Source organism: Paraburkholderia agricolaris, assembly GCF_009455635.1.
GTDB lineage: Bacteria > Pseudomonadota > Gammaproteobacteria > Burkholderiales > Burkholderiaceae > Paraburkholderia > Paraburkholderia agricolaris.
The window spans coordinates 1,543,197-1,561,003 of sequence record NZ_QPER01000001.1 but is presented as its reverse complement, the minus strand read 5'-3'; the positions used below and the strand labels follow the sequence as shown (position 1 = coordinate 1,561,003).

Sequence of the window (17,807 nt, the reverse complement as noted above, 5' to 3'; positions counted from 1 at the left end):
TTGAGCGAATTCGACTGAATTGCGCGACAGAAGTGCGCGAATGACGCGCCTGAAATGGCGTGTCTGGAATCAAGCGCGTATTTGGGCGCCGCGACGCTTCTTAAGCGTCGCCCGCCAGCACCTGGGCGATGTGCAGCACGCGGGTGGTGGTGTCGCCCGTGCGCCGCAAGCGGCCTTCAATATTGAGCATGCAGCCGAGGTCGCCGAGCACCACCGTACCGGCGCCGCTCGCACCGATATTCGCGCATTTCTCGTCGACAATCGCGGTCGAAATGTCGCCGTACTTGATCGCGAAGGTGCCACCAAAGCCGCAACAGTGCTCGCAATCCTTCATTTCGGTCACCGCCACGCCCACCTGCGCCAGCAACGCGCGCGGCTGTGCCTTGACGCCAAGTTCGCGCAGTCCCGAACAGGAATCGTGATAAGTCACCTGGCCCGAGAACTCACCCGGCTGCAATTGCACCCTGGCCACATTGACAAGGAAATCGGTCAGCTCGAACACCTTGGCCCGCAAGCGGCCAAAGCGGTTCATCAGTTCAGGATCGTCTGCAAACAGGTCGCCGTAATGTGCACGGATCATGCCGCCGCAGGAACCGGACGGCACCACGATGTAGTCGAATTGTTCGAACTCGCGCAAGGTTTTCTCGGCCAGATCGCGTGCGATGCGCCGCTCACCCGAGTTGTACGCAGGCTGCCCACAGCAGGTTTGCGCAGGCGGCACCATCACCTCGAAACCAGCGCCTTCGATCAGCTTGATGACCGAAAAACCGATCTCCGGACGCATCAGGTCAATCAGGCAGGTGACGAACAATCCGACTCGCATGAGCCCTCCTTCGGGAAAACGTCCCTGATTATCCGCTGTTTAGCGCACAATACCAACGGCCGGAAGGCATAGGACGAATGCCACGTTAAATTGGAATAGCGCTTCCAACCGCTTTCCTTCTTTTCACAATACGGGATACAATCAATTTCCGCTGTTTGACGCGTCAACCGATTCCTCCCATGAGCGATACGAACCCGGATCCCAAAACGTCGATCCAGGTGATCGAACGCATGATGCGCTTGCTCGATGCTCTCGCTGCGCATAGCGACCCGGTCAGCCTGAAAGAACTTGCCATCCGCACGGAGCTGCATCCGTCCACCGCGCACCGCATCCTGAACGACATGGTGATGTGCCGGCTGGTCGACCGGTCGGACCCCGGCACCTACCGCCTCGGCATGCGCCTGCTCGAACTGGGCAATCTGGTGAAGGCGCGGCTCTCGGTACGCGACGCGGCGCTCACGCCGATGCGCGAACTGCACCGTCAAACCGGGCAGACAGTGAACCTGTCGGTACGCCAGGGCGACGAAATCGTCTATATAGAACGGGCCTACTCCGAGCGCTCCGGCATGCAGGTGGTACGGGCGATCGGCGGTCGCGCGCCGCTGCATCTGACCTCGGTGGGCAAGCTGTTCCTCGCTGCGGACGAATCGACCCGCGTGCGGGCTTATGCCACGCGTACCGGCCTGTCCGGCCACACGCAGAACAGCATCACCGATCTGACCAAACTCGAACGCGAACTGTCGCACGTGCGTCAACAGGCGTGCGCGCGCGATAACGAAGAACTGGAGCTGGGCGTGCGCTGTATCGCAGCGGGGATTTACGACGACACCGGCAAGCTGGTTGCGGGCCTGTCGCTGTCCGCCCCGGCGGATCGCTTACAGGATTCGTGGCTGGCACAACTCAGCCAGACGGCGTTGCTGATTTCCGCGTCGCTCGGTTATCGCCCGCAGATACAGCAGGAGCGTCCACAGCACGCATAAGCGTGCGGTTGTTGCTGCTCCTGCGGTTCAATAAAAAAGCCTCGCATTTGCGAGGCTTTTTTTCTGGTCGGTTCGAAAACCGGCTGCCAGAAGATGCAAAGCGGCTTCAGGTACCCGCGCCGCCGGCATCCGCACTTGTGATGCGCGGCTGATCGCCACCGTTGTCGAGCCAGGTGCGCAGACGCGTTGCGTCGGCAAAGCGCGAATACTTACCCGACGAATCGAGCAGCACCATGATCATCGGGCGGCCGTGAATGGTCGCCTGCATCACCAGGCACTCGCCCGCTTCGTTGATGAAACCGGTCTTTTGCAGGCCGATGTCCCACGTCGGGTTGCGCACCAATGCATTGGTGCTGTTGTACGCCAGCGAACGCTTGCCCGTGTAGACCTCGTAGCTATGATCGGTCGAGAACTTGCGGATCAGCGGATATTGATACGCCGCGTTGACCATCTTCACGAGGTCGCGTGCGCTCGACACGTTCTGGCTCGTCAAACCCGTGGGGTTCTCGAAGTGCGTGTCGGTCATGCCGAGTTGCTTGGCCTTCGCATTCATTGCCGCGAGGAAGGCCGGACGGCCGCCCGGGAAATAACGCGACAACGCTGCGGCCGCGCGGTTTTCCGAAGCCATCAGCGCGATGTGCAGCATGTCTTCACGCGAGAGTACCGAACCCACTGACAGGCGCGAGCCGGTGTTCTTCTCGTAGTCACGGTCTTCGTCGGTGACTTCGATCTGGTCGGTCATCGGTTCTTTCGAATCGAGCACCACCATCGCGGTCATCAGCTTGGTGATCGATGCGATCGGCACCACGGCGCGCGAATTCTTGTCGAACAGCGACTCGCCGCTATTCTGGTCGATCACATAGGCAACGCTTGAGCGCAGCATCAGCGCGTCCGGCGTTTCGTGCAGACCGAAAGCCTGGCCGACGGTAGGCGGACGCGGTTCGTACGCGACACGGCGTACCACCGAATGGTGGCGGCCGTTCGAGGTGTACGTCACGCGCTTGCGCTTGACACTCGCGCGCGGAGCGTCGTCGCCCGCGGCGGCCACGGTCTTCACAGCAGCGCCCTTCACGGCCTTCTTGCCTGACACTTTGCTGGCAGTGGCCGCGACAGGCTTTTTGGCTGCTTTCGCGTGTTTGGAAGTTTTCGCCTTGGTGGCGGGTGTAGCGGGCGTGGCGGCAAAAGTGCTGACGGGCGTGGCGAACGCCGCCGCGATGACCATGGAGGCGGCCACCGACAGAGCGGTGCTACGGGCCGCGCCGTGGATCACTTTTAGCGACGAAAACATGTCGGTTTTCATGGGTGTTCGGTAGGGAGCGGCAAGAGGTTTCCGCAAGTGTAGTAAAACAACGAAAAATTAGCAATTTGAAGCACTTATACGCGCTCCTTAAACCGGCTTGTAAGCTCCGATCGCAAAAACACAAATAAGTGCCACGTTTCGATCGAAAAAAACGATCGCCAACGCGTTGCGCCTCGCCTTTGCCGCCAGATGCCGGAATCGAGACGATCCTTTCAGCATAACGGCAATTTCGAGACAACCTTGATCAGGGGAAATACGGTCGGAGCGCCAGCGTGCAAAGCTTTGCCAGCGCCACGTGCCGACACAATGTGCCGGCCCACCGGACGTCAGCAGGGGCCCCGCTGAAGGCTGTTAAACGCCTGCTGGAGACCGCCAACGCGCATTCGACCAGCATAGAGCATTAACGTTCCGTGACACTTTCTGGTTTACATCGAGAGGGCCGGTGGATGGATTTTTTGTCAAACGCCCGCGTTGCGTTCTCGCCAATGCAGCGCGTCATCAAGGGTCAAAACCTCCCCTGAAATCGGTAACAAATGCAGATTCTTCCCGCACCAGCGTGGTGCGGCGGACAAATTAACCCGCACCATATGAATGTCATGCCTACTGCATAACGCATTGTTTTATCAGCAATTTATCAACATTGTGCAACGCACAAAAAACGCTTGACATTCGTTGCGGCCATCCTAAAATGGGAACCATTGCTGCGATGCACAATACATCGTAGTCCGGGGAGACGATCTTAAAGCGTCTTGCCACTAACCCAATGCGGTCCGCACAGACAGGCCGCGACCCAGGAGCGTAAACCATGACTCTGCTGACCCCTGAGCAATTCGCTGCAGCCCAGAAAGCCAACTTTGAAACGTTGTTTGGCCTGACGACCAAAGCATTTGAAGGCGTCGAAAAGCTGGTTGAACTGAACCTGCAAGTCGTGAAATCGACGCTCGCAGAAAGCCAGGAAAATGCCCAACGCGCGCTGTCGGTGAAGGACGCGCAGGAACTGCTGGCACTGCAAGCAAGCCTTGCACAGCCGGTGGCTGAAAAGGCGCTGTCGTACGGCCGTCACGTGTATGAGATCGTTTCGGCCACGCAAGGTGAATTCACCCGCGTCGCGGAAGCTCAATTCGAAGAGCAAAACCGCAAGGTCCAGTCGCTCGTCGAAAACGTTGCGAAGAATGCACCGGCCGGTTCGGAAACCGCTGTCGCCGTGATCAAGTCGGCTATCACCGCCGCCAACACCACGTACGAAACGGTCCACAAGGCAACCAAGCAAGCTGTCGAAATCGCCGAAAGCAACTTCAATGCAGCCGCAACGGCCGCATCGAAGGCAGCATCGCAAGCCGCTGCACAAGCATCGCGCTCGGCAAAGAAGGCAGTCTAAGTTTCAGGCATCACTTCCAGGCATCACATTGCGCCGGCTCAGCCTCAAGGTTGAGCCGGCGTTACCGCAAGCAACAGCGCCGTGCCGTTGCCGCTCACACGGTTTTATCTGGCCGAACGCTCCGATACGTTGAATAACGTATCGTTTGCCCGGCGCCAAGCCGGGATTTTTTTGCCCGCTGTCTGAGATGCACGACGTATGTTTCATGCGTCGCTTCACGGCAAACGCTGCTTGCTGCAAAAGAAAACGGCGCGCCCTTTGCGGGGCGCGCCGTTTTTTTGCCTCTGCATTATTGAGCCCGCCCGAGTCCGCCCCCATGCAGGCGGACCCAGTGGCATTACTTCTTTTTCTGCGGCGGCAGGTCGGTACAAACGCCTTCGTACAACTCGGCGGCCATGCCGATCGATTCGCCAAGTGTCGGATGCGGGTGAATCGTCTTACCGATATCCGTTGCGTCCGCGCCCATTTCGACTGCCAGACAGACTTCGCTGATCAGATCGCCGGCATTCAGACCGACAATACCGCCGCCGATCACGCGATGGGTTTCTTCGTCGAACAGCAGCTTGGTAAAGCCTTCATCGCGACCGTTGGCGATTGCGCGGCCCGAAGCGGCCCACGGGAACACCGCCTTGCCGTACTTGATGCCTGCGGCTTTCAGCTGGTCTTCCGTCTTGCCGGCCCATGCGACTTCCGGATCGGTGTAGGCCACCGACGGGATCTGCAGCGCGTCGAAGTATGCCTTTTCGCCATGAGCGGCTTCAGCGGCGACATGACCTTCATGCACGGCTTTGTGCGCGAGCATCGGCTGGCCGACGATATCGCCGATCGCGAAGATGTGCGGGACATTGGTGCGCATCTGCTTGTCGACGTCGATGAAGCCGCGATCCGTTACCGCCACACCCGCCTTGTCCGCACCGATCTTCTTGCCATTCGGCGTACGGCCGACGGCAACCAGCACGAGGTCGTAGCGCTGCGCTTCGGCCGGCGCCTTTTCGCCTTCGAACGACACGTAGATGCCGTCGTCTTTCGCCTCTGCCCCGGTGGTTTTGGTCTTCAGCATGACGTTCGCAAAACGCTTGCTGTTGTACTTTTCCCAGACCTTGACCAGATCCCGATCCGCGCCGGCCATCAGGCCGTCGAGCATTTCGACCACGTCGATCTGCGCGCCGAGCGTAGCGTAGACCGTCGCCATTTCGAGACCGATAATGCCGCCGCCGATGACCAGCATGCGTTGCGGAATCTGACGCAGTTCAAGCGCGCCGGTCGAATCGACCACACGTGGATCTTCCGGAATGAACGGCAGCTTCACCGCTTCCGAGCCCGCGGCGATGATCGCCTGCTTGAACTTGACGACCTTCTTGCCGCCTTCGGTCTGCACTTCCATGTGATACGGATCGACGAACGAGCCCGTGCCCGTCACGACTTCGACCTTGCGCATCTTGGCCATGCCGGCGAGACCGCCGGTGAGCTTCTTGACGACGCCCGACTTGAAGTCGCGCAGCTTGTCGAGATCGATTTGCGGCTTGCCGAACGTGATGCCATGCGAGCCCAGCGCTTCGGCTTCGTCGATAACGAGCGCCGTGTGCAGCAGCGCCTTCGACGGAATACAGCCGACATTCAGACAGACGCCGCCGAGCGTTGAATAACGTTCGACGAGCACCGTCTTCATGCCGAGGTCGGCGGAGCGGAACGCGGCCGAGTAACCGCCGGGGCCCGAACCGAGCACGAGCATGTCGCACTCGATATCCGCGTTGCCGGAGAAGCTACCGGCTTGCGGAGCGGGCGCGGCAGCCTTCGGCGCGGTGGCTGCAGCTTGCGCTGCAGCCGCCGGTGCCTTCTCGGGTTCTTTGGCCGCAGCCTTCGGTGCCTCTTTAGCCGCTCCCGCGTCTGCCGACGTTTCGACCAGCGCGATGATCGTGCCTTGCGAGACTTTGTCGCCGGCTTTGACGCGTACTTCCTTGACTGTGCCGGCGGTGTCGCTCGGCACTTCGATGGAGGCCTTATCGGACTCGAGCGTCATCAACGCCTGTTCGGTTTCGATGACATCGCCCGGCTTGATATTGACTTCGATGACATCGACGTCTTTGAAGTCACCGATATCCGGCACTTTTACTTCGACGAGACTCATAGTGTCCCCTTCTCTTATTGATCGTGATGAAGCGAAGAACCAGAAACATGCGGCCCAAAAGCTGGCAGCGCGGCGAACAGAAACATCCTTTGCTGTCCGCCCAAGGACGCGCCTTTCTTTTGCTTACTTTTCTTTGGAAGACAAAGAAAAGTAAGTGCCGCCCCGCACAGGGGCGACGCTAATAGACCACTAAGAAAGCAGGTTCTACAGAGAGACGCGGATAACCGACAAAAACCAACCCGCGCCCCACGCAACATCAGATCAAAGAATCACACGCCGAAAATCGGCAAGAATCGCACCTAGATACGCATTGAACCGCGCCGCCGCAGCACCATCGATCACCCGATGGTCATACGACAACGACAGCGGCAGAATCAGACGCGGCACAAACTGCTTGCCATCCCAAACCGGCTTCATCGCGCCACGCGACAAACCGAGAATGGCGACTTCAGGCGCATTGATAATCGGCGTGAAGTTAGTCCCGCCAATCCCACCCAGCGAAGAAATCGAGAAGCAGCCACCTTGCATCTGATCCGGCTTCAGCTTGCCATCACGCGCGGCCTTCGAAAGCTCGGTCATTTCCTTCGCGATATCGATCAAACCCTTCTTGTCCGCATCGCGAATCACCGGAACGACCAGACCGTTCGGCGTATCGGCAGCAAACCCGATATGGAAGTACTGCTTGAACACCAGGTTGTCGCCGTCGAGGCTGGCATTGAACGTCGGGAACTGCTTCAAAGCGGCAACCACCGCCTTGATTACGAACGCCAGCATCGTGACTTTCACGCCGGCCTTTTCGTTTTCCTTGTTCAACTGCACGCGCAGCGCTTCGAGATCGGTGATGTCCGCTTCGTCGTTGTTCGTGACGTGCGGAATCATGACCCAGTTGCGATGCAGATTCGCGCCCGAGATCTTCTTGATGCGCGACAGCGGCTTCGGATCGACCGGGCCGAATTTGGTGAAGTCGACCTTCGGCCACGGCAGCAGATTCAGTTCGCCACCGCCCGCGGCAGCCGGCGCAGCGCCAGCCGGTGCGGCACGCTGACCAGTCATCACGCCCTTGATGAAGGCGGTCACGTCGGCTTGCGTAATGCGGCCCTTCGGACCCGTGCCCTGCACTTGCACCACGTCGACGCCGAGTTCGCGCGCGAACTTGCGCACGGACGGCGAAGCATGGCTCGCCTGACGGGCACCACCCTCGCCCGCCTGGATCACCGGCGCTTGCGCCAGTGCGGACGGTTGAGCCGGTGCCGGCGACGGTGCAGCCGGCGCGTCCGACGGCTTTTCGGCCGTCTGCTTCGGCGCGGGAGCCGGTGCCGACGCGGCTGCGCCACCTTCGGCTTCCAGCACGACGATGACCGAGCCTTCCGACACGTTATCGCCGACCTTGACCTTCACTTCCTTGACGACGCCGGCAGCCGAGCTCGGCACGTCCATGGTCGCCTTGTCCGATTCGAGCGTCACCAGCGACTGCTCTTTCTCGACGCGATCGCCGACCTTCACCGCGACTTCGATCACGGGAATGTCTTTGTAGTCGCCGATATCCGGCACTTTGACTTCTTGCAGACCGCCGCTGGCGGCAGCGGGCGCCGGGGCAGGCGCCGCAGCCGGAGCCGCTGCGGGGGCCGGTGCAGCAGCAGGCGCCGGAGCGGGAGCCGGTGCGGCAGCCGCCGCGCCCGCGCCTTCCAGCACGACGATCAGCGAGCCTTCCGACACGTTGTCGCCAACCTTGACCTTCACTTCCTTGACGACGCCGGCAGCCGAGCTCGGCACGTCCATGGTCGCCTTGTCGGATTCCAGCGTAACGAGCGATTGCTCTTTCTCGACGGTATCACCCGCCTTCACCAGCACCTCGATCACAGGAATGTCCTTGTAATCGCCGATGTCCGGCACCTTGATTTCGATCGCTTGACTCATTGTTAGTGTCTCCTGGGCCGCGCACGCCACCCGCCCCTGGCGATCAGGGGCAGGCGCGCACGCCATGGCACACGGGGAATGATGCCTTAGACGGTCATCGGGTTGGGTTTGGCGGGATCAAGGTTGTACTTCTTGAGCGCCTCGGCGACCACCTTGCGTTCGATCGTGCCTTCGTCTGCCAGCGCATTCAACGCGGCAACCGTGACCCAGTAGCGATCGACTTCGAAGAAATGACGCAGCTTTTCACGCGTGTCCGAACGGCCGTAGCCATCCGTGCCCAGCACGACGAATTTCTGCGGCACGAACGCGCGGATCTGCTCGGTCAGCGCGCGCACGTAGTCGGTCGAAGCGATGACCGGACCTTGTGCGTCCTTCAGCAGCTTCTCGACGTGCGAGACCTTCTTCTCTTCCGTCGGGTGCAGCAGGTTCCAGCGCTGCACTTCGTGGCCTTCGCGAGCAAGTTCGGTGAAGCTCGGCACGCTCCACAGATCGGCTGCGACGCCCCAGTCGTTCTTCAGAAGATCGGCAGCGGCGATCACTTCGTTGAAGATCGTGCCCGCGCCCATCAGTTGAACACGCGGCGCCTTCTGATTCGCGTCAGCCTTCCTGAACGAATACATACCCTTGATGATGTCGGCCGCTACAGCTTCGCCCTGCGGAATCGCCGGGTGCTCGTAGTTCTCGTTCATCACCGTGATGTAGTAGTACACGTCTTCCTGGTCAGCAACCATGCGGCGCAGACCGTCCTGCATGATGACAGCGAGTTCGTAGCCGAAGGTCGGGTCATAGCTGATGCAGTTCGGCACCGATGCCGCCCACAGGAGCGAGTGGCCGTCTTCGTGTTGCAGACCTTCGCCGTTCAGCGTGGTGCGCCCAGCGGTACCGCCCAGCAGGAAGCCGCGCGAACGCATATCGCCCGCCGCCCATGCCAGATCGCCGATGCGCTGGAAGCCGAACATCGAATAGAAGATGTAGAACGGGATCATGATCTCGCCGTGCGTCGAGTACGACGTCGCGGCTGCGATCCAGTCACACATACCACCGGCTTCGTTGATGCCTTCCTGCAGGATCTGACCGGATTCCGATTCGCGATAGAACATCAGCTGATCGGAGTCTTCCGGAATGTACTTCTGGCCGTCCTGATTCCAGATACCGATCTGACGGAACAGGCCTTCCATACCGAAGGTACGCGACTCGTCCGGCACGATCGGCACGATGCGCTTGCCGAGTGCCTTGTCTTTCAGCAGGATGTTCAGGATCCGCACGAACGCCATCGTCGTGGAGATCTCGCGGCCTTCGCCCGTGCCCTTCAGCAGCGGCTCGAATGCGTCCAGCGCCGGCACCGGCAGCGACTCGGCCTTCTGGCGACGCGCCGGCAGATAACCGCCGAGGTCCTGGCGGCGAGCGCGCATGTACTCGAGTTCCTTCGAACCTTCTTCGAACTTGAGGTACGGCACGTTGACGAGATCTTCGTCGGAGATCGGCAGGCGGAACTGATCGCGGAATTTCTTCAGCTGATCCACGTGCAGCTTCTTCTGCTGGTGGGTGATGTTCATCGCCTGACCGGCTTCGCCCATGCCGTAGCCCTTGATCGTCTTCGCGAGGATGACGGTCGGCTGGCCCTTGGCATTCGAGGCTTCCGAGAACGCTGCGTAAATCTTGTGCGGATCGTGGCCGCCGCGGTTCAGGTTCCACACGTCTTCGTCGGACCAGTCGGCGACCAGCGCCTTCAGTTCCGGCGTGTTGAAGAAGTGTTCGCGAACAAACGCGCCCGACTCCGACTTGTACGTCTGATATTCGCCGTCGACGACTTCCATCATCCGGCGCATCAGCGCGCCCGACTTGTCGCGTTGGAACAGCGCATCCCAGCGGCTGCCCCAGACGACCTTGATGACGTTCCAGCCGGCGCCGCGGAATTCGCTTTCGAGTTCCTGGATGATCTTGCCGTTACCGCGCACCGGGCCATCCAGGCGCTGCAGGTTACAGTTGATCACGAACACCAGGTTGTCGAGACGTTCGCGACCGGCCATACCGATTGCGCCGAGCGATTCCGGTTCATCCGTTTCGCCGTCGCCGAGGAACGCCCAGACCTTGCGGCCTTCGGTCTTCGCAATGCCACGCGCCTGCATGTACTTCATGAAGCGCGCCTGGTAGATCGCCATGATCGGGCCGAGGCCCATCGAGACGGTCGGGAATTGCCAGAAGTCCGGCATCAGCCACGGGTGCGGATACGACGAGATGCCCTCGCCGCCCACTTCCTGACGGAAGTTGTCGAGCTGGTTTTCGCTCAGACGGCCGAGCAGGAACGCGCGCGAGTACACACCCGGCGACGAATGGCCCTGCACGAACACGAGGTCGCCGCCATGTTCAGCCGACGGCGCGTGCCAGAAATGGTTATAGCCGACGTCGTACAGCGTGGCGGCCGACGCGAACGAGGCGATGTGGCCGCCGACGTTCGTATCCTTGCCTGCGCGCAGCACCATGGCAATGGCGTTCCAGCGCGTGTACGAGCGGATGCGGTGTTCGAGGTCCTGGTCGCCGGGAATCGGCGCCTGACGCGACACAGGAATCGTATTGATGTACGGGGTGTTTGCAGAGAACGGCAGATGTTCGCCGTGTACACGGGCGAATTCGATCTGTTTCTCGATGAGGTAGTGAGCGCGATCGGGGCCCACAGCAGAAATCACGCCATCCAGCGCTTCCAGCCATTCGCCGGTTTCCTGGGGATCGTCGTCTTTTTCAGCGGCGACATATTTCATGACTTCGTCGGGTACAGCGGACATGCTCGTCTCCTGGATATAGAGGAACGCTCTTTGAACAGACGACGCGGACGAAGCACGGCCGCGGCAGCTTCGGCCGATTGTAAAAGGGGTCCCGACGTCCGCGCAACAAAATTTTCGAATTACGAGATCAGTTCTCATAATGCGGAAAATTGTTGCGGCGCAACCTGATTTGACTGCCGATCGACGGATACGTCGGCTAGTTTGCGCCGAATAACGGTTCTTTCAGCGCTTTTTTGCGCCATTTGCTAGTGACTTGCTGCGCTACAATGCCACGCATGTTGACCGAACGGCTTTTCGCTCGCTCGGCGCGCACCGCTGGTTCGCCGGCGGATTCGACGCCGTCCTCCCGCTGGCACCACGGACCGTGGTGGTCGAACTCCTATTTGCTCACGCCGCTGCTGTCGATCCTGGTTTTTCTGGTCGTCATGAGCCTGATTCTGTGGAGCCTCAACCGGCGCGAACAGCAGCAGCAGGAAGACACGCTCTACCGCAATGTCGCGTGGGCGCAGCAGCAGATCCGCCTGTCCATGACCGGCGCGCAGGAACAGATTCAGGCCCTCGCCCGCGATCTCGTCGCCGGCCACGCCGATCCGCATTCATTCCAGGTGTCCACCACAGACATCATGCAGGGGCATCCCGAGATCCTCTACATGAACTGGTATACGAGTCAGCAGCAACCGCGCTGGCCCAATACCGCCCTCCCCGTGTTCGGCCAGCGCCTTGCCAAACCGAACGACGCGCAGATGGACGAGGCCGTCAAAGCCGCCTTCGCCGAGGCCCGCAACACGCGCCGCCAGGTGTATTCGCCGCTGATCTACGACGACCTCGGCAATGGCTACATCACGCTGCAGACACCGGTGTTCCGCGACCGTGACTTCCTCGGCACGATTGCCGCCGTGTTCTCGGTGGAAGGCATCCTCAAGCACGACATTCCGCCCGAGCTGTCGGCCAAATACAAAATCTCGATCATCGACGTGAACAACCGCGAGTTGACCACCACGTCGACCCGCCCGCGCCTGCCGCGCGACATGTTCTATGATCTGCCGCTCGACCCGCCGGGCCAGGGTGTCTCGGTACGCGTCTACGCGTTCCCGCAGATGACCAACTTCACCAACAACACGCTGGTGTGGCTGGTGGCCGGCCTGTCGTGCTTCGTGCTGTGGAGTCTGTGGAGCCTGTGGAAGCACACACGGCAACGTTTCGAGGCCCAGCAGGCGCTGTACGCCGAGGCCTTCTTTCGTCGCGCAATGGAAAACTCGGTGCTGATCGGTATGCGCGTGCTCGACATGCACGGCCGTATCACGCACGTGAACCCGGCTTTCTGCCGGATGACCGGCTGGGACGAAAGCGATCTGGTCGGCAAGAACGCGCCGTTCGCATACTGGCCGCGCGACGCCTACCCTGAGATGCAACGCCAGCTCGACATGACGCTGCGCGGCAAGGCGCCGTCTTCAGGTTTCGAATTGCGGGTGCGCCGCAAAGACGGTTCGTCGTTCCACGCGCGGCTCTACGTGTCGCCGCTGATCGACAGCTCGGGCCGCCAGACCGGCTGGATGTCGTCGATGACCGACATCACTGAGCCGAAGCGCGCGCGCGAAGAACTCGCCGCCGCGCACGAACGCTTCACGACCGTGCTCGAAAGTCTGGACGCCGCCGTCTCCGTGCTGGCCGCCGACGAAGCCGAATTGCTGTTCGCCAACCGCTACTACCGCCACCTGTTCGGCATTCGCCCGGACGGTCATCTGGAACTGGCGGGCGGCGGGTTCGATAGCGCGCAGGCGTCGTCCGATTCGATCGACATGGTGGACACCTACGCGGGCCTGCCTGCTGCGGCCCTGACCGAAAGTACGGCCGATGCGCAGGAAGTCTATGTGCAAAGCATCCAGAAATGGTTCGAAGTGCGCCGTCAGTACATTCAGTGGGTGGACGGCCACCTCGCGCAGATGCAGATCGCGACCGACATCACCACCCGCAAGCAGGCTCAGGAACTCTCGCGTCAGCAGGACGAGAAGCTGCAGTTCACCAGCCGCCTGATGACGATGGGCGAAATGGCTTCGTCGCTCGCGCACGAACTGAACCAGCCGCTCGCCGCGATCAATAACTATTGCTCAGGAACCGTCGCACTGGTTAAATCCGGTCGGACGACGCCTGACAATCTCCTGCCCGTGCTCGAAAAAACCGCTCAACAGGCGGTGCGGGCCGGCATGATCATCAAGCGCATTCGCGAGTTCGTGAAACGCAGCGAGCCGAAACGCCAGGCCACGCGCGTGGCCGATATCGTCGCCGACGCCGTGGGTCTCGCGGAACTCGAAGCGCGCAAGCGCAAGATTCGCATCGTGACCGATCTGCGCTCGCGCTTGCCGGTGATCTACGTCGACCCGGTGCTGATCGAGCAGGTACTGGTGAACCTGCTGAAGAACGGCGTGGAAGCCATGCACGATGCGCGCCCGAATGCGGTCGACCCCGTGATTCGCGTGGTCGTGCGGCTCGACAGCGGATTTGTCTGCATCAGCGTTGTGGATCAGGGCCCGGGGGTCGACGAAGCAACCGCCGAGCGTCTGTTTGAACCGTTTTACAGCACCAAGTCCGACGGTATGGGCATGGGGCTGAACATTTGCCGTTCGATTATCGAATCGCACCGCGGTCGTCTGTGGGTGGTGAACAACGTCGAGTCTGACGGCCACATCACGGGCGCCACGTTCCATTGCAGTCTGCCTATTGGAGAGCCTGACGGCCCGAGCAACGGCGGGTCAGAGGCGCCGACACCACAAACCGTTACGGGAGAGCTATGAACAGCCCAGTCACCACACAGGAAACAGTCTTTGTCGTCGACGACGACGAGGCCGTGCGAGATTCGCTGCGCTGGCTGCTGGAGGCGAACGGCTACCGCGTGCAATGCTTCTCCAGCGCCGAGCAGTTCATCGACGCATGGCAGCCGCATACGCATCCGGGCCAGATCGCTTGTCTGATTCTCGATGTGCGGATGTCCGGCATGAGCGGGCTCGAGTTGCAGGAACGCCTGATCGCCGACAACGCGTCGCTGCCGATCATCTTCGTGACGGGTCACGGCGACGTGCCGATGGCCGTGTCGACGATGAAAAAAGGCGCGATGGACTTCATCGAAAAACCGTTCGACGAAGCAGAACTGCGCAAGCTGGTCGAGCGCATGCTCGACAAGGCACGCAGCGAAAGCACCAGCGTGCAGCAACAGCGCGCCGCCGCCGAACGTCTCGGCAAGCTGACCGCGCGTGAACACCAGGTGCTCGAGCGCATCATCGCCGGCCGTCTGAACAAGCAGATCGCCGACGACCTCGGCATCAGCATCAAGACAGTTGAAGCGCATCGCGCGAACATCATGGAAAAGCTCAACGTCAACACGGTCGCCGATCTGCTGCGTCTCGCGTTGTCGAACAAGCCGCAACCGGCGCAATAGATATAACAAGCGCGATAACGACCGCGGCCCACTCCGCGGATCGCGATTGAGTTTCAGCGGCCGGACTGCCGACACGTCCGGCCCGTCCTTTTCCGTCCGCGTCCGCGCCCCGCTCTGCCCCGCCGCCTCTCCCTTCGCTTTCTGATCCAACGCAATGACGACAAGCCGCATGGCTCGGCGCGTCTGTATCTATTCAGCATTACTGTGTATTAGTCAGCATCTGTTTACGTCAAACGTCATTAACTTCTTTCCTCCGACAAGATTGACAAGCTCGGCTGTGCCCCCTAATTTACACAGAACTCCTTAGCAGGAATCGCTGATGCCCTATGAGCACAGGACAGATGAACTGCAGTTGTCATACCCGGCGTCAGGCAATGCAAAGCAGGTGAAGTGGCCTGGCTGCTTCGCCGGTGCATGTGTCGTATCGATCGGTTCGGCCACATCTGGGCCACCCGCCACGCTCTTCACCACGCTCCACATTTCATTGCGTCCGGGCAACGCAGCATGCGCTGCGCATCAGTCTCGCGCGTCTAACCCAGCCGGGAGGATTTCATCGTGAAACGATCCGGAACACACTGTTCGCGTGTGTTGCTTATCTGCGCCGCATTCGCGGGTGCGCCGTTCGTCATGGGACTCGCCGCGCCGACTGCCGCTTATGCACAAAGCGCCGCAAAGATATCGAACCAGCAACTCGATTCGCTGACCGCGCCCATCGCGCTCTATCCCGACGCCCTGCTCGCGCAGGTGCTGATGGCAGCCACCTTCCCGCAAGACGTGCAGGCCGCGGCTGCATGGTCGAAAGCGAACGCGAAGCTACAGGGCGATGACGCCGTCAAAGCAGTCGCGTCCGAGCCATGGGATCCGAGCGTGCAATCGCTGGTCGCCTTCCCGCAGGTCCTCGCGACGATGGCGTCGAAACCCGACTGGGTCTCGCAACTGGGCAACGCCTTTCTTGCCCAGCCCAACGACGTGATGGATTCCGTGCAACGCTTGCGCAAACAGGCGCAGGCCGCCGGCAATCTGAAGACCAGTTCACAGCAGAAGGTCGTGGTCGAGCAAAGCACGATTCAGATCGTGCCGGCCAATCCACAAGTGGTGTACGTGCCGACGTATAACCCGACCGTCGTCTACGGTACGTGGCCCTATCCCGCCTATCCGCCCGTGTATGTTCCACCGCCGCCCGGTTATGCAATCGCAACCGGTTTCGCTACCGGCCTCGCGTTCGGCGCGGGCGTCGCCGTAGCCAATTCGTTGTGGGGCGGCTTCAACTGGAATACGCATGACGTCAACATCAACGTGAACCGGTACAACAACATCAATGTGAACAACCGGCTCAACGTGAACAGCAGCACGACGAACTGGAACCGCAACACCAACGTCAATCGCAATGTCAACAACGCGAACCTCAACCGCAACGTCAACAACAACCTCGGCGGTGCACAACGCGATGCCTACCGCGGCCGTGACGACGCTGCCCGTGCCCAGGCGCAGCAAACCCTGCAGAACCGCACCGGCCAGAACCTGAGCGGCAATGCGAGCCAGCGCGTGCAGGGAATTCATCAGGGAGGCACCGCCAACGCCGATCTGCAAAACCGCGCACAGAACGTCAATCGCGATAACGCGCTGCGCGGCGCCGGTGACGGCAATACCGCCCGGCAGGACATGCAGCGTGGCCAGACCAGCCGCAATGCTGCCGGTAACCGTTCCGGCGGCTTCGGCGCCAACGGTGGCGGCCAGCAACGCAGCGGTGGAGGTCTCGGCGCAAACGGCGGTGGTGTCCAGCGCGGCGGCGGAGGTGGCAGCTTCGGTGGCGGCGGCAGACTGGGCGGTGGCGGCGGTGAACGCCATCTCGGCCGCAACCGTTGAACGATCAGGAGGAGTCTCTAATGATTCGCTTATTTCCCCGCGGCGCCCTGCGCGCCCACGTTCGGACACTCGCCGCCGCCCTCGGCACGACCGGCAGCCTGCTGGTGGCGCCGGTACTGCTGCTCGGCACAACCGCCGCACACGCCCAGGCGGTCTATCCCACGGCCGACGCAGCCGCCAGTGCGTTCGTCGACGCCCTGGCCCGCAACGACGAGGACGCGCTCAAACACGTGCTCGGCAACGATTTCCATCGCTTCATTCCTTCCGAAGGAATCGGCGAAGACGATATCTACCAGTTCCTCGGCGCATGGTCGAAGGGGCATCAGATCGTCGAGGACCCTGTGAAGAGCAAGGGACGCGCAACCGCGCATCTGGCAGTCGGCGACAGTGGCTGGACGTTGCCGATTCCGCTGGTGCAGGCCGCGCACGGCTGGCGTTTCGATCCGCCCGCCGCGCAGGACGAAATGCTGACACGCCGCATCGGCCGTAACGAACGCGCGGCGATCCTGACCTCGCTCGCCTACCTCGACTCGCAATACGACTATCACAACCTGACCCAGCACTACGCCCAGCGCTTCGTCAGTACGCAAGGCCAGCATGACGGCCTGTATTGGGTCACCGCGCCCGGCGAAACGGAAAGCCCGCTCGGACCGCTCGCCGCCACCATGCCCAACGGCACCCTGCCGACCGAGGCCTATCACGGCTATCACTACCGGATCCTGACGGCACAAGGTCCGCACGCGAAAGGTGGCGCGCAGAACTATGTGGAGAACGGCGTGCTGAGCAAAGGGTTTGGTCTGATCGCCTCGCCGGCCGAGTATGGCAAGACTGGCGTGATGAGCTTTATCGTCAATCAGGAGGGTCAGGTCTATCAGAAGAACCTGGGGCCGCAAACCGCACGCGCCGCGGCCGCCGTTAAATCGTTCGATCCGGACGATAGCTGGCAAGCCGTGCAGCCATAAAGACCGCAGGGGTTCGACGGCCGCGGCGGCGCATCAGCCCGTTCGCGGCCGATCTGTTTCTGAATTCGCGCCGGTGTCCGGCGCCGGCATCCATGCTGAGGTTCGCGCCGGCACCAGCACCTGCCTAACCGCCTTCGCCCCCGTTGCCAGCGCCCCCCTGCACAGCCCGAAGCTCCGCGAAGCCGCCCTGTTCCCACGCGGCAGCAATCCCCGCATAGCCCGCCATGCAGGGTCGGT

Annotated in this window: 11 protein-coding genes; 6 read left to right on the top strand and 5 right to left on the bottom strand. The window is 61.2% G+C overall.

The window, feature by feature from the left end; genetic code table 11:
* Positions 1-100: 100 nt before the first annotated feature.
* The gene (locus tag GH665_RS07105; RefSeq protein WP_153135265.1) at positions 101-823 is read right to left on the bottom strand and encodes a (Fe-S)-binding protein; all 723 of its coding nucleotides are present in this window, start codon (positions 821-823) and stop codon (positions 101-103) included.
* Positions 824-1,002: 179 nt separating this feature from the next.
* Between GH665_RS07105 and GH665_RS07100 the strand changes: the two genes are divergently transcribed.
* Entirely contained in the window at positions 1,003-1,803 is an 801-nt protein-coding gene (locus GH665_RS07100; protein ID WP_028199486.1) for an IclR family transcriptional regulator, read from the top strand.
* Between the two features lie 106 nt (positions 1,804-1,909).
* On the opposite strand, the gene pbpG is transcribed toward GH665_RS07100, so the two are convergent.
* On the bottom strand, positions 1,910-3,103 hold the full coding sequence (pbpG, locus tag GH665_RS07095; RefSeq protein WP_153135264.1) for a D-alanyl-D-alanine endopeptidase: 1,194 nt from the start codon (positions 3,101-3,103) through the stop codon (positions 1,910-1,912).
* Between the two features lie 805 nt (positions 3,104-3,908).
* On the opposite strand from pbpG, the gene GH665_RS07090 reads away from it, so the two are divergent.
* The gene (locus GH665_RS07090; RefSeq protein ID WP_028199484.1) at positions 3,909-4,481 is read left to right on the top strand and encodes a phasin family protein; all 573 of its coding nucleotides are present in this window, start codon (positions 3,909-3,911) and stop codon (positions 4,479-4,481) included.
* Positions 4,482-4,818: 337 nt separating this feature from the next.
* Here GH665_RS07090 and lpdA read toward each other — a convergent pair whose 3' ends face one another.
* The 3 genes from lpdA to aceE form a co-directional block, all read right to left on the bottom strand.
* Entirely contained in the window at positions 4,819-6,609 is a 1,791-nt protein-coding gene (gene lpdA / locus GH665_RS07085; RefSeq protein ID WP_153135263.1) for a dihydrolipoyl dehydrogenase, read from the bottom strand.
* Between the two features lie 261 nt (positions 6,610-6,870).
* Complete coding sequence (gene aceF / locus GH665_RS07080; RefSeq protein WP_153135262.1) at positions 6,871-8,526, bottom strand: dihydrolipoyllysine-residue acetyltransferase; 1,656 nt, start codon at positions 8,524-8,526, stop codon at positions 6,871-6,873.
* A gap of 86 nt (positions 8,527-8,612) precedes the next feature.
* Positions 8,613-11,309, bottom strand: coding sequence for a pyruvate dehydrogenase (acetyl-transferring), homodimeric type (gene aceE / locus GH665_RS07075; protein WP_153135261.1), 2,697 nt, complete (start codon positions 11,307-11,309; stop codon positions 8,613-8,615).
* Positions 11,310-11,584: 275 nt separating this feature from the next.
* On the opposite strand from aceE, the gene fixL reads away from it, so the two are divergent.
* The 4 genes from fixL (at position 11,585) to GH665_RS07055 (ending at position 17,570) form a co-directional block, all read left to right on the top strand.
* Positions 11,585-14,101 (top strand): oxygen sensor histidine kinase FixL, encoded by a 2,517-nt coding sequence (fixL, locus tag GH665_RS07070; protein ID WP_106351640.1) that lies wholly within the window; start codon positions 11,585-11,587, stop codon positions 14,099-14,101.
* Entirely contained in the window at positions 14,098-14,742 is a 645-nt protein-coding gene (fixJ, locus tag GH665_RS07065) for an oxygen response regulator transcription factor FixJ (RefSeq protein WP_011488992.1), read from the top strand. Before fixL ends, fixJ begins: the two co-directional genes overlap by 4 nt.
* 555 nt (positions 14,743-15,297) lie before the next feature.
* The gene (locus tag GH665_RS07060) at positions 15,298-16,608 is read left to right on the top strand and encodes a DUF3300 domain-containing protein (protein WP_153135260.1); all 1,311 of its coding nucleotides are present in this window, start codon (positions 15,298-15,300) and stop codon (positions 16,606-16,608) included.
* Positions 16,609-16,628: 20 nt separating this feature from the next.
* Entirely contained in the window at positions 16,629-17,570 is a 942-nt protein-coding gene (locus GH665_RS07055; protein ID WP_153135259.1) for a DUF2950 domain-containing protein, read from the top strand.
* Positions 17,571-17,807: the final 237 nt, after the last annotated feature.

What these genes read in the sequence shown, in the direction of transcription:
- fixJ (WP_011488992.1), top strand. Translation starts at nt 14,098, where the DNA reads ATGAACAGCCCAGTCACCACACAGGAAACAGTCTTTGTCGTCGACGAC.
- fixL (WP_106351640.1), top strand. Translation starts at nt 11,585, where the DNA reads ATGTTGACCGAACGGCTTTTCGCTCGCTCGGCGCGCACCGCTGGTTCG.
- GH665_RS07090 (WP_028199484.1), top strand. Translation starts at nt 3,909, where the DNA reads ATGACTCTGCTGACCCCTGAGCAATTCGCTGCAGCCCAGAAAGCCAAC.
- aceF (WP_153135262.1), bottom strand. Translation starts at nt 8,526, where the DNA reads ATGAGTCAAGCGATCGAAATCAAGGTGCCGGACATCGGCGATTACAAG.
- aceE (WP_153135261.1), bottom strand. Translation starts at nt 11,309, where the DNA reads ATGTCCGCTGTACCCGACGAAGTCATGAAATATGTCGCCGCTGAAAAA.
- pbpG (WP_153135264.1), bottom strand. Translation starts at nt 3,103, where the DNA reads ATGAAAACCGACATGTTTTCGTCGCTAAAAGTGATCCACGGCGCGGCC.
- GH665_RS07100 (WP_028199486.1), top strand. Translation starts at nt 1,003, where the DNA reads ATGAGCGATACGAACCCGGATCCCAAAACGTCGATCCAGGTGATCGAA.
- lpdA (WP_153135263.1), bottom strand. Translation starts at nt 6,609, where the DNA reads ATGAGTCTCGTCGAAGTAAAAGTGCCGGATATCGGTGACTTCAAAGAC.
- GH665_RS07055 (WP_153135259.1), top strand. Translation starts at nt 16,629, where the DNA reads ATGATTCGCTTATTTCCCCGCGGCGCCCTGCGCGCCCACGTTCGGACA.
- GH665_RS07105 (WP_153135265.1), bottom strand. Translation starts at nt 823, where the DNA reads ATGCGAGTCGGATTGTTCGTCACCTGCCTGATTGACCTGATGCGTCCG.